The following is a 13044-nucleotide window of genomic DNA, read 5'->3' on the forward strand; positions in this document are numbered from 1 at the left end:
CAAACAGCCTTAGCGCAATAGTCGCTAAGGCTGTTTTCTTATATAACTAAAAAACTTTTTCAAAAATCCTATTTGGCATAGCTGATCCTACACAATTGTAAAATCAACATAAATTGGTTGGCACCGAATTCTTCTGATGTGAATAAGTTAATGTCGATAGGCTTATTTTCATCACATCAAGGAGGAAAGGGAATGCGTTGGCTTACAAAAGGTTTTCTATTAGGTGTCATTGCTTTGTTACTCCTTTCTTTGACGGCATGTAATAAAGCAGAGCTAGAAAAAGTCAAAGTTGGAGAAGTAACTCGTTCGATATTTTATGCGCCTCAATATGTAGCGCTTGAAAAAGGATTCTTCGAGGATGAAGGTCTTTCTGTAGAGCTACAAACGATAGCGGGTGGCGATAAAACCATGACGGCATTGCTGTCAGATGGTATTGATATTGCTTTAGTTGGTTCGGAAACTTCAATCTACGTCACACTACAAGGGGCGAATGATCCCATTCAGAATTTTGCTCAGTTAACTCAAACTGACGGTACTTTTTTAGTTGCAAGGGAAAAAATGGATAATTTTTCATGGGATCAATTGAAGGGCTCTACATTTTTAGGGCAGCGTAAAGGTGGGATGCCGCAAATGGCAGGTGAATTTGTGCTGAAGAAGCACGGCATAGACCCTGTTCATGATTTAACCCTTATTCAAAATATTGATTTTGCAAATATAGCCACTGCTTTTGCTTCAGGTACTGGTGATTATGTACAGTTATTTGAACCAACAGCTAGTGTATTTGAAAAAGAGGGGAAAGGCTATATTGTAGCATCTTTCGGTACAGAGTCTGGTAATTTGCCTTACACATCCTATATGGCGAAAAGCAGTTATTTAAAGGATGATGAGAAGACAGTTCAAGCCTTTACAAATGCCTTACAACGGGCACAAAATTTTGTACAGAATGAAAGTACCGCAGAAGTGGCAAAAATTATTCAACCTTATTTTGAGAATGTAGATGTTGCGGTTATCGAAACAGTAATCGAGCGTTATAAAGCACAAGGCTCCTATGCATCAGACCCTATCCTCGATGAGGGGGAGTGGGATAACTTGCAAACAATTATGGAGGAAGCAGGTGAACTTTCTCAACGCGTGGAGTATGAAAAACTTGTGAACACAACCTTTGCTAAAAAGGCTGCTGAGTAATATGGAATTTTTACAGCTAGAAAATATTCACCATAGTTATTTTTCAAGCACACAGGCAAAGGAAGTATTACGTGATATTAGTTTAGCCATTCGTGAAGGAGAATTCGTGTCGTTTATCGGGCCTAGTGGCTGTGGGAAAACGACCTTATTATCAATAATCGCTGGTTTGTTTCCATCAACTGAAGGCAAGGTCTATATTGATGGTGATGAACTAGCAGCACATAATCAATCAAGCATTGGCTATATGCTTCAGCAGGACTATTTATTTCCATGGAAAACCATTGAAGAAAACGTCACGATTGGTTTAAAAATTATGGAGCGGAGCAATAATTCACATAAAGTAACGGCCAATGCTCTTTTGCAAGAAGTAGGATTACCACATGTAGGGAACAACTATCCACGAGAATTATCAGGAGGTATGAGACAACGTGTGGCACTTGCTCGTACTTTAGCGGTAAATCCTAAAATTTTATTGTTAGATGAACCATTTTCAGCTCTTGATTATCAATCGAAATTAAAGCTTGAGGATTTAGTGGTAGAAACATTAAAGACCTATAGAAAGACAGCAGTTCTTGTGACGCATGATATTGGAGAGGCAATAGCTATGAGTGAGCGTGTCTTTTTATTTTCTGCTAATCCAGGGACATTGCATAAAGTGTTTGAAATACCTGAGGCACTTCGTGAATTATCACCGTTTGATGTAAGACAGCATCCTACCTATGCAGATGTATTCCAAATGATTTGGAAGGAGCTGGAGAGCCTTGGATAATACATTATTTAAACAATATCAGCAAATGTTAAAAAAAGAAAAACGCTTTGTACGGCTGTATCAGCTTATTATTCTGCTTCTGTTCTTTGGAGGATGGGAGCTGCTTTCTAGATTAGAATGGATAGACCGTTTAATTTTTAGTTCACCCACACAAGTCTGGCATACATTTATCGAAAAAGTAACTGATGGAACTTTAACTTTGCATGTTGGTGTGACATTAATGGAGACGGTGATTGGCTTTATTGCGGGTACTTTACTAGGGACGTTCATCGCTATCCTTTTGTGGTGGTCACCATTTCTGTCGAAGGTACTGGACCCTTATTTAGTTATTTTAAATGCGATGCCAAAAGTTGCGTTAGGGCCTATTCTTATTGTTGCACTAGGGCCAGGTTATTTTTCCATTATTGCAATGGGAGCTTTAATTTCTATCATTATTACGACCATCGTGGTATATACGGCTTTTAAAGGTGTCGATCCGAATTATAGTAAGGTCTTACAAACATTTGGTGCATCTAGGTGGCAAATCTTTCGTGAAGTCATCTTACCTGCATCTTTTCCGACTATCATTTCAACATTAAAGGTGAATGTAGGATTATCGTGGGTTGGGGTTATTGTAGGTGAGTTTTTAGTGGCCTCAAAAGGTCTTGGCTATTTAATCATCTATGGCTTCCAAGTGTTTAATTTTAACCTTGTGCTCATGTCCTTGCTCATCATTGCATTTTTTGCAACAATCATGTATCAGGTGGTTGAGTTGATAGAAAAGTCGGTTATTAAAAATAACGGCTAATAAATAAAAGAGGTGTCTCCCGATGGAGGCACCTCTTTTGTGTTCATTAAATATTAAAATTCTTTATCCATTTGTGGTGAAGTTCTATAAAAACGGAAATTCCCTGTTTCTAATCGTGCAACCGTGTTTTCTTTAATACGATCATGGCAATTTTCACACATATAAGTATGGATTGGACGATTACGTAATTTTTTTGCTAAAGGTAAATTATCGTCTATACTTTGAATCGTATCGCAAATTACGCATTTAACGCGCATTGCATTCCCCCCTATTCAGCGCGAATGGCTATTACGTTTTTAATAGGATTATCAATATTTGAACCATCTCTCATTAATACATGAATGGGACCGTCCTCTAAGAGTGGCTTGCCATCTTGGCTATATTTTAAAATAAGTGTAGATGCTTCTTCAATAGAAAAAGGATATTCCTGACCAGTTTCACATTCAAAGATAATTTTTGTTGCTTCAGGTTTAATTTCAGCATTTTTCAAAAAATGACCTAATTCGATACCAAATGTCCCTGTTTCCATTCCTTTACGGTCAAACTTACGCTCTGATTTTAATGTAGGTGGGAATGTAGCTCCCTCCATAATCTCACGAGACCAGTGAGCACCAACCTCACGCATATATTTGATGTCTGAATCTTCCTTAACATCTTGTGTCGTGAAATATGTTTTTAAATCTAATTTACGATCATCGAAAATCCAAACAGTGGGATCTAATGTTAATTGATATGTTACTGCGCCCTTGATAGGAATTATTGTTTCCATGATAGAAATCCTCCTCAAATCTTGTATATCCATGACATAGTATAACGCTAATGCCCAAAAATAATAAAGAAATAAAATTGGAATTCGGTATTTTCCAATGAAGACACTTGCAATTTTAACGACTAGAAGATAAACTTTATTAAGATAGAATCGAAGAAATATCAGATAATGGGGGCGTCCTCATGGATACGAAATCACAAACTTCTTTTCAAGAAAAGGCTTTGGAGCTTTTAGTTGCTGATGCAGATAAGATTGCTCGCCTTATTCGAGTACAAATGGATCATTTAACAATGCCACAATGCCCTTTATATGAGGAAGTATTAGATACACAAATGTTCGGCCTGTCTCGTGAAATTGACTTTGCTGTGAAGCTAGGTCTGATTGAACGTGAAAAAGGCAAGGAAATTCTCGATTCACTCGAGAAAGAGCTTTCTGTACTACACGATGCGTATACAGACAAATAAAAAGAAAAACTCAAACGCTTTTTTGCGCTTTGAGTTTTTTTACTAGAACGAGGTTTTTCAGATGAAACAATACTTAAAACGATATGCACAAAATTTTGATTACCCTTTATTTTTTACTGTCCTATTATTGAGCTTATTTGGATTAATCATGATTTATAGTTCAAGTATGATGGTCGCTATTGCACGAGAAGGAGAAGCACCTGATTATTTTTATCGAAAGCAAATCACCAATTTAATAGTGGCCTTTTTAGGTTTTATTGTGGCAGCATTTTTCCCTTATAAGCATTATGCGAATAAGAATATTATGATGTTGCTAACCATCGTATTAGCTGTTCTATTTACTTGGCTAAAGATAGCAGGGCATGGTGCAGAAGATGTAGGGTCACAAAGTTGGATACACGTGCCTGGTTTAGGGAACTTTCAGCCATCTGAATATGCAAAGCTATTTATAATTTTATATTTTGCAGCTGCATTTTATCGAAAATCACAGAAATATACATTTGAAAAACTTCAACCGACAGAAATTTTTTATCCCATTTTTCTATGGATCCTAGTAGTTGCTGGTGTTGCATTCGAAACAGATTTAGGGGCAGTAATCATTTTATGTGGAATTGCCGTATCTGTCGTTGCTTCCAGTGGCATTCCTTTTAAGACGTTTTGGAAATTTTTTGGTGTGTTAGCAGCATTCGGCGCAGCGATTCTTGGTATACTTTTGTTATTCAAGGGAGAACTATTAACGGAGAACCGAAAAGGGCGGATTTTATCTTATTTAAATCCGTTCGAGTATGAAAATGGTAGTGGTCACCAAGTGGCCAATAGTTATTATGCAATTGGCGGAGGCGGATTAGAAGGTAGAGGACTTGGTCAATCCATTCAAAAATTAGGATATTTACCTGAACCACAAACAGACTTTATTATGGCTATAATTATGGAAGAATTAGGTATATGGGGAGTTATCATCGTCCTGACTGGTTTAGGGTTTATTGTATATAAAGGCTTTTCAATTGCATTGCGAACAAAGGATCCAATGGCACGCATGATTGCGGCCGGTATTGCGAGCTGGATAGGCTGGCAATCGTTTATCAATCTTGGGGGTGTAACCGGGTTAATCCCGTTAACCGGTGTAACGTTACCTTTTATAAGCTATGGCGGTACATCTATAATCATTCTATCTTTAGCGATGGGAATATTAATCAATGTTTCTATGTTTGAAAAGGTAGAGAGGAAAAAAACAGAATCATAAAGGGGGATACCTATGGAATCAATCAACAAAATCCTTGTAGCCAATCGAGGAGAAATTGCAATTCGTATTTTCCGTGCTTGTACGGAGCTGAATATCCAAACTGTTGCTATCTATTCAAGAGAAGATAGTGGTGCTTTTCATCGCTTTAAAGCCGATGAAGCTTATTTAGTGGGAGCGGGCAAGAAACCAATTGATGCTTACTTAGATATTGAAGGTATTATTGCCATCGCAAAAGATGCAGATGTTGATGCGATTCACCCAGGGTATGGTTTTTTATCAGAAAACGTGGAATTTGCACGTCGCTGTGAAGAAGAGGGTATTATCTTCATCGGACCAACTTCTCAGCATTTAGATATGTTTGGGGATAAGGTTAAAGCACGTTCGCAGGCGATTGCGGCTGACATTCCTGTTATTCCTGGTACAGATGGCCCTGTAGCCAATTTAGCAGAGGTAGAAGCGTTTGCTAGCACTGTTGGCTATCCAGTTATGATTAAGGCAGCGCTTGGCGGCGGTGGTCGTGGTATGCGTCTTGTGCATGCAGCTGAGGAGCTTGCATCAGCCTATGAACGCGCAAAATCAGAAGCAAAAGCTGCTTTCGGCTCTGATGAGGTGTATGTAGAAAAGGCCATTATCAAACCTAAGCATATTGAAGTACAAATTATTGGTGACCAGCAAGGCAATATTGTGCATTTATATGAACGTGATTGTTCAATCCAACGTCGTCACCAAAAGGTAGTTGAGATTGCTCCTTCTCATTCGATTTCCGAAGAGTTAAGAAATCGTATTTGTACTGCTGCTGTGAAAATAATGAAGAATGTCTCGTACATAAATGCAGGGACAGTGGAATTTTTAGTCGCAGGGAACGATTTTTATTTCATCGAGGTAAACCCTCGCATTCAAGTAGAACATACGATTACAGAAATGATTACAGGTGTAGATATTGTCCATACCCAAATTAAGGTAGCAGCAGGTTATGATCTGTTTAGCGAAGAAATTCATATGCCGAAGCAAGAAGATATGCCAATGATTGGCTATGCGATTCAGGCACGTGTAACAACAGAGGACCCTGCTAACGACTTTATGCCGGATACAGGAAAGTTAATGGTTTATCGCTCTAGTGGTGGCTTTGGAGTCCGTTTAGATGCCGGCAATGGTTTCCAAGGTGCTGTTGTTACACCATACTACGATTCCTTACTCGTAAAAATCTCTACATCTGGCATGAACTTTAAAGAAGCTGCTGCGAAAATGGACCGAAATTTAAAAGAATTCCGTATTCGCGGTGTCAAAACGAATATTCCGTTTTTAAATAATGTTGTGACACATGAGAAATTTTTATCTGGTGCTTTTGATACAAGCTTTATTGACACTACACCAGAGCTGTTCCATTTCCCAGTACGTCAGGACCGAGGGACAAAGCTGTTAAGCTATATCGGTAATGTGACGCTAAACGGATTCCCTGGCGTGGAAAAGCAATCAAAGCCAATTTTTGTTCAACCAAATATTCCTAAAATAGACCGGTTAATTGTGCCACCAGCTGGTACAAAACAAATTTTAGATACCGAGGGTGCAGACGGCTTAGTGCAATGGATCTTAGCCCAAGATGATGTGCTTTTAACAGATACGACTTTCCGTGATGCTCACCAATCACTTCTCGCTACTCGAGTACGCTCGCATGATATGTATCAAATTGCAGATGCAACAGCTCGTATGATGCATCAATTATTCTCATTGGAAATGTGGGGCGGTGCTACGTTTGATGTGGCGTATCGCTTCTTAAAGGAGGACCCATGGGAGCGTTTAGCAAAGCTACGTGAGCAAGTGCCAAACGTGTTATTCCAAATGCTATTGCGTGGTGCTAATGCTGTAGGTTACACGAACTATCCTGATAATTTAATCCGTGAATTTATCGCAGAATCAGCTGCATCAGGTATTGATGTATTCCGTATTTTCGATAGCCTGAACTGGATTAAGGGAATGGAAGTAGCTATAGATGCAGCCCGTCAATCAGGAAAAATTGCGGAAGCGGCAATCTGTTATACAGGCGACATTTTGGATGATACTCGTGCGAAATATTCTGTGCAATATTACAAAGACATGGCCAAAGAACTGGAGGCATCTGGTGCCCATATTCTAGCTATTAAAGATATGGCTGGTTTATTGAAGCCTGAAGCAGCGTATCGTTTAATTTCCGAGTTAAAAGAGACGACAAGTCTGCCAATCCATTTGCATACCCATGACACTAGTGGTAATGGAATTTACTTATATGCGAAAGCCATTGAGGCAGGTGTTGATATCATTGATACAGCATTAGGGTCCATGGCGGGTCTCACATCTCAACCAAGTGCAAATTCACTTTACTATGCCATGAAGGGTAGTAAGCGTGAGCTACGTGCAGACATCGATGCATTGGAAAGATTGTCTTATTATTGGGAAGATGTGCGTAAATACTATAAGGATTTCGAAAGTGGCATGATCAGCCCGCATTCTGAAATTTATGTACATGAAATGCCTGGTGGACAATATAGTAACCTACAACAACAAGCAAAAGCTGTTGGCCTTGGTGATCGCTGGGAAGAAGTCAAACGTATGTATTCCCGTGTGAACCTATTATTTGGGGACATTGTTAAAGTAACACCTTCCTCAAAGGTAGTAGGGGATATGGCACTCTTTATGGTACAAAATGATTTAGATGAAAACACTGTATTAACAAGGGGCCAAACGATTGATTTCCCAGACTCTGTTATTGAATTATTCCAAGGCTATCTAGGACAGCCACACGGTGGGTTCCCTGAGGCATTGCAACAAGTAGTGCTGAAAGACCGTAAAGCTATTACGGTTCGACCTGGTGAGTTATTAGAGCCTATTCAATTTGAACAATTGGAGGCAGTGCTAGAGGAAAAATTAAATCGTCCGGTGTCGAAAAAGGATGTATTGGCATATGCCCTTTATCCAAAAGTTTTTGAAGAGTATGCGAAAACGGCAGAATCCTTTGGCAATATTTCAGTTCTTGATACGCCAACATTCCTTTATGGCTTAAAGCTTGGCGAAATCATTGAAGTCGAAATAGAAAAAGGAAAAACGCTCATTATTAAACTAGTTTCTATCGGCGAACCACAACACAATGGAACGCGTGTCCTGTACTTTGAGCTAAATGGTCAATCCCGTGAATTGGTCATTCAAGATATGACAGTAGAGGTAGATGGAAATCTATCATTAAAGGCAGATCCAAGTAATCCAAATCAAATTGGTGCTACAATGCCTGGTACTGTATTGAAGGTCGTTGTGTCCAAAGGAAGCCCTGTCAAACGTGGTGATCACCTATTGATCACAGAGGCAATGAAAATGGAAACGACTGTTCAAGCGCCAAAGGATGGTATTATAAAAGAGGTTTATGCTAGTGCAGGAGATGCTATTTCAACAGGTGATTTGCTGATTGAAATTGAATAACTGGTAGTGAAAAAAAGGTATGTAGATGTATTTTTAACATCTACATGCCTTTTTTTATTGTGGAAATGAGAAAAAATGCGTAAAATTTGATTGGGTGATCAAAAAAATGTTTGAGTAATCAAAGGGAGAGTTTATGGAAACTAATAAAAGTACCTTTATTCAGGAAGCAAGGAAACAGCAAATAATTGATGCGACCATTAGGACTTTAAGTGATATTGGCTATGTGAAGTCGAGTTTAGCTCAAATTGCAAAACGAGCTTCCATCAGCACAGCTTTAATTTCGTATCATTTCGCAGATCGACAAGATTTAATTGAACAAAGTCTGCAAGCACTGATTGAGCAATCCGCTACATATATTTTGACGAAAACATATGCTGAGGATGAACCAGCTTCGCAATTAGCTAAATTTATTGAGGCGAGTATTGCTTATCAAGCAACACACCCAGAAGAAAATATAGCGCTACTAGAAATTATTTTTAATGCTCGTACTGCAGATGACATTCCTTTTTATAAATTGCCAGATGATGGAGAGGATCCTTTGTTAAAAGCCTTGAGCAACATATTAACGAAGGGAAAGGAACAAGGGAAATTTACTATCACTTCCGTCTATGTAATGGCAAAGGTTATTCAAGGAGCTATTGGGGAGTACATGTTGATTGGGGGACCACTCTCTAGAGAAGTAGAACAATATAGTGCAGAGGTCATCAACATCATCTGGTCAGCCATGAAAGTAGAGGAAACTAACAATGCTTAAAGCTTTATTTAATTGGATGTTTGTCATTGGTTTACTATTATTAGGCGGCCGTCTTGTAACGGCAATTTGTCGATATTTTGACATTCCATTTACAACATTCTTTAAAGACTACGCCCTAGTATCTATGATTATTTTAATAGTAGGAATTATAGGAACTGAATCTATGAAGAAACAACGATAAGCATAAAAAAGATTCGTTACAATCATGTAACGAATCTTTTTTATTAGATTATTTCATTTTTTCATTGTAGTTACTACGAGCAACGAGCATGATCATGTAACATAATAGACCGAACAATAGAGAAATTAATAATGAATGCATTAAAGCGACTGTTAAGTTCAGCTTCGTTAGGACTACTAACATACCAGCAATCACTTGTAAAAATACTATAGTAAAAGCAATAATCCAACCATAGTAAACCACACGTTGGTTCTTATATTCTTTCACAGCGTGCCAAGTTATGTATGCAATCCAAATGAAAATAATAAGAACTGCTAAACGATGTCCCATTTGCACCCATTCGTACATGTTATTAGGTGATGCTAACGGTGTTTCGTTATAGCAAAATGGCCAGTCTGGACAAATTAAGCTCGAATCTGTATGTCGAACTAACGCGCCAGTATAAACGACCAAATAAGAATAAATTGTGACAGCAATTGTATGCCAACGTAACTTTTTACCAATAAATACTTTATCGGCATCAAATTTCCGATCGACTTCAAATACAATCATAGAGAGAAGCAGAACCGCGGCAAAGGAAATAAGAGAAATACCAAAATGAAGTGCTAAGATGAAGTCACCTTGCCCCCATAGTACTTGTGCAGCTCCAATAAGAGCCTGCGCAATTAAGAAAAACATTGCTAAGAAACCTAAAAGCTTTACTTCGCGAATATGTCCGAGCTTACGCCATGTCCAAACTGTTAACACAAGAATTGAAATTGATACGACTCCAGTAACAAGACGATGTGAGAATTCAATAAGGACTTCCGGTGTAATCTCCTTTGGAATAAGAGATCCATTACAATCAGGCCAGTTTCGACCACAGCCTAAGCCACTATCTGTTTTCGTAACGAGAGCTCCACCTAGTAATATAAGGAGCATCCCTAGCGTAGCGGCAACAGCAAACCACTTCAAATATCTGTTGTGTTGCATAAAATGAGTCACCTACTTTATCTATCAACATTACAAGAAAGTAATGTTTCTGCTACTAGATAATATCGAAAATACGTTTAAAAAACAACTTGTAAAGGGAAGGGAGTACTAGATGTCGATTCCATTTCACAAATTGTTCATAATTTCGTGCTTTAACCTTCACAATTCATTTTAGAAAATGTTTTACTATAGATATGTTGTTTTTAATTATATTTCTAGACAAAACTAATTTTTACAACTTCATCTAAATTTCACTTAATGTCTAGAAATCAATCGCAAATTTCGCTATAGTTATTGTTAGCGGAATATGCTTACAAAAATGAAAGGAGAGGTAGTATGTCAAACGGTCGTACACTGGCGGCTACTAGAAATACTGGTCCAGAAACAACATCAGTTGTAAAAGATTTCTTAGCACTAATAAAAATCGGTATTGTAAACTCGAATCTTGTCACAACGTTTACAGGGATGTGGCTGGCTTTTCAATTTACTAGTAGACACTTCTTGCAAGAGCTAGATGTCATCTTATTCACCATGCTGGGTGCGGCATTAATCATTGGTGGCTCAGGTGCAATGAATAACTTTATTGATCAAGATATAGATCCGATCATGAAAAGAACGAAGGCAAGACCGACAGTGACTGGCAGATTCAAGCCAAATTTTGTATTGACCATTGCCCTCTCATTTTTAATTGTAGGTGAAATTTTGTTATTTGCGGCATCGTTTGCAGCCGGCATGTGGGGACTAGCAGGAATATTTGCTTATGTCGTTCTGTATTCAATGTGGTCAAAGAGAAAGCATGTTAGTAACACGGTTGTAGGAAGCATTTCAGGGGCTATTCCTCCTATTATTGGATTTGCAGCAGTCGAGCCTGCTTTAGGTCCAGGAGCACTTGCCTTATTCCTAATTATGTTTGCATGGCAACCACCACATTTCTATGCGCTTGCTATGAAACGTACGGAGGAATATCGTGCGGCTAAAATACCAATGCTACCTGTTGTAAAGGGATTTAAACGTACAAAGTACTCAATGTTATTCTGGATTCTTTTATTATTACCGTTACCTTTCCTTTTACCGGAGCTTGGAATTGGCTTTTTAACTCTTGCTACTACATTGAACTTGGGTTGGTTAATACTAGCTCTGAAAGGCTTTACAGCAAAAGATGATATGAAATGGGCAAATAGAATGTTTATTTATTCATTGAATCATATGACCATACTATTTGTAGCCATCATAATATTTGCGGTGTTTAGCTAAATTTAGGAATTCTTTCTTTTTCTAAAGAATTCATATAGACAGAACTAATGTCCTATGTACACATGAAAATACAACAAAGAAAGAGGGGTTTAATTAAGCTATGATGAAAGGGCTTAAAAAATGGCGTCTTTTTTCACTTCTAGCAGTGATGATGGTTTTCCTTTCAGGTTGTGGTGAAGATTATCTTTCTACACTAAAACCATCTGGAGAAGTAGGTAAACAACAATTAAATTTATTACTGTTAACTACTGTAATTATGACGCTAGTAGTGGTAATAGTATCCGTTATTTATTTACTTGCATTCTTGAAATACCGTCGTTCACGCGTTGGTGAAAACGTTATCCCTAAGCAAGTAGAGGGTAGTCATACGTTAGAAGTGATTTGGACAGTTATACCAATTATTTTATTATTAATTATTGCTGTACCAGTTGTTACAACTACTTATAAATTTGCAGATGTTGCTGCAATGGATGAGGTAGATGAAGAGGGGAATAAAACTGCCCTAACAATCAATGTAACAGCTAAATTGTACTGGTGGGAGTTCGAATATCCTAACCAAGGTATTATAACGGCTCAAGAGCTAGTAGTACCAACAGGTGAAAAGGTTTACTTTAATTTAAAAGCTGCCGATGTTAAGCACTCATTCTGGATTCCTGCTGTAGGCGGTAAAATGGATACAAACGTAGAAAACTTAAATAAATTCTACTTAGTATTTGATAAAGAATCGAAAGATCTAAAAGATGGCGTATTTTATGGTAAATGTGCTGAATTATGTGGACCTTCACATGCTTTAATGGACTTTAAAGTAAAAGCTTTAAGCCCAGATGCATTTGACGCTTGGGTTGATGCAATGAAAGCGACAGAAGGTCAAACTGCTGACAAAGCTTCAACGGATCTTGGCGAAGCAACTTTTGCTAACAGCTGCTTAGGCTGTCATGCTATCTCTGGTTCAGGAGCAGGCGGTACACCAGGTCCAAACTTAACTACGTTTGGTGACCGTAACCGTGTTGCTGGTTTCTTAGAACACAATGAAGAAAACTTACAAGCTTGGATTAAAAACCCTGAGGAATTTAAACCAGGTAACTTAATGATGAATGCTGAGGGTACTGCACCTATATACGGCGATTTATCTGACGAAGAAATTGAAGCTCTTGCAACTTACATCATGGGCTTATCAGTTGAAAAATAATTTCCGTTCTATGTAACAAATTTTTGAGGG

The 13044-nt window shown here is 38.2% G+C and carries 13 protein-coding genes; 10 read left to right on the forward strand and 3 right to left on the reverse strand.

Annotation, left to right across the window (positions count from 1 at the left end):
- Positions 1-192: 192 nt before the first annotated feature.
- Genes KVT27_RS01515 through KVT27_RS01525 form a run of 3 tightly spaced genes read left to right on the forward strand, consistent with a single transcriptional unit; the run spans position 193 to position 2741 of the window.
- Positions 193-1185, forward strand: a complete 993-nt coding sequence (locus KVT27_RS01515) for an ABC transporter substrate-binding protein (protein ID WP_217580553.1) — start codon at positions 193-195, stop codon at positions 1183-1185.
- 1 nt (position 1186) lies between these two features.
- Positions 1187-1954: an ABC transporter ATP-binding protein gene (locus KVT27_RS01520; RefSeq protein WP_036123714.1), complete on the forward strand. Its 768-nt coding sequence runs from the start codon at positions 1187-1189 to the stop codon at positions 1952-1954.
- A complete protein-coding gene (locus KVT27_RS01525) occupies positions 1947-2741 on the forward strand; it encodes an ABC transporter permease (protein WP_036123716.1) in 795 nt (264 codons plus the stop codon). Before KVT27_RS01520 ends, KVT27_RS01525 begins: the two co-directional genes overlap by 8 nt.
- Positions 2742-2794: 53 nt before the next feature.
- Here the strand turns inward: KVT27_RS01525 and KVT27_RS01530 are convergent, their stop codons facing one another.
- A complete protein-coding gene (locus KVT27_RS01530) occupies positions 2795-2998 on the reverse strand; it encodes a YlaI family protein (RefSeq protein WP_008173973.1) in 204 nt (67 codons plus the stop codon).
- 11 nt (positions 2999-3009) lie between these two features.
- A complete protein-coding gene (locus KVT27_RS01535; protein ID WP_008173970.1) occupies positions 3010-3510 on the reverse strand; it encodes a molybdopterin-binding protein in 501 nt (166 codons plus the stop codon).
- Positions 3511-3692: 182 nt separating this feature from the next.
- Between KVT27_RS01535 and KVT27_RS01540 the strand changes: the two genes are divergently transcribed.
- The 5 genes from KVT27_RS01540 to KVT27_RS01560 all read left to right on the forward strand — a co-directional run bounded on the left by KVT27_RS01540 (position 3693) and on the right by KVT27_RS01560 (position 9599).
- Entirely contained in the window at positions 3693-3974 is a 282-nt protein-coding gene (locus tag KVT27_RS01540) for an Fpa/YlaN family protein (RefSeq protein ID WP_004224778.1), read from the forward strand.
- A 61-nt stretch (positions 3975-4035) separates the two neighbouring features.
- A complete protein-coding gene (locus tag KVT27_RS01545) occupies positions 4036-5217 on the forward strand; it encodes an FtsW/RodA/SpoVE family cell cycle protein (RefSeq protein ID WP_008173966.1) in 1182 nt (393 codons plus the stop codon).
- Between the two features lie 12 nt (positions 5218-5229).
- On the forward strand, positions 5230-8664 hold the full coding sequence (gene pyc / locus KVT27_RS01550; protein ID WP_036147346.1) for a pyruvate carboxylase: 3435 nt from the start codon (positions 5230-5232) through the stop codon (positions 8662-8664).
- 133 nt (positions 8665-8797) lie between these two features.
- Entirely contained in the window at positions 8798-9418 is a 621-nt protein-coding gene (locus tag KVT27_RS01555) for a TetR/AcrR family transcriptional regulator (RefSeq protein WP_150908057.1), read from the forward strand.
- Positions 9411-9599 (forward strand): hypothetical protein, encoded by a 189-nt coding sequence (locus tag KVT27_RS01560; RefSeq protein ID WP_036123725.1) that lies wholly within the window; start codon positions 9411-9413, stop codon positions 9597-9599. Before KVT27_RS01555 ends, KVT27_RS01560 begins: the two co-directional genes overlap by 8 nt.
- Positions 9600-9647: 48 nt before the next feature.
- Here KVT27_RS01560 and KVT27_RS01565 read toward each other — a convergent pair whose 3' ends face one another.
- Positions 9648-10571, reverse strand: coding sequence for a COX15/CtaA family protein (locus tag KVT27_RS01565; protein WP_036123727.1), 924 nt, complete (start codon positions 10569-10571; stop codon positions 9648-9650).
- Between the two features lie 336 nt (positions 10572-10907).
- On the opposite strand from KVT27_RS01565, the gene cyoE reads away from it, so the two are divergent.
- Together cyoE and coxB are read left to right on the forward strand one after the other, a co-directional pair.
- Positions 10908-11825: a heme o synthase gene (gene cyoE, locus KVT27_RS01570; RefSeq protein WP_150908056.1), complete on the forward strand. Its 918-nt coding sequence runs from the start codon at positions 10908-10910 to the stop codon at positions 11823-11825.
- Between the two features lie 100 nt (positions 11826-11925).
- Positions 11926-13014 (forward strand): cytochrome c oxidase subunit II, encoded by a 1089-nt coding sequence (gene coxB, locus KVT27_RS01575; protein ID WP_036123730.1) that lies wholly within the window; start codon positions 11926-11928, stop codon positions 13012-13014.
- Positions 13015-13044: the final 30 nt, after the last annotated feature.

The sequence above is a fragment of the Lysinibacillus sp. GbtcB16 genome, from assembly GCF_019091145.1.
Lineage (GTDB): Bacteria > Bacillota > Bacilli > Bacillales_A > Planococcaceae > Lysinibacillus > Lysinibacillus fusiformis.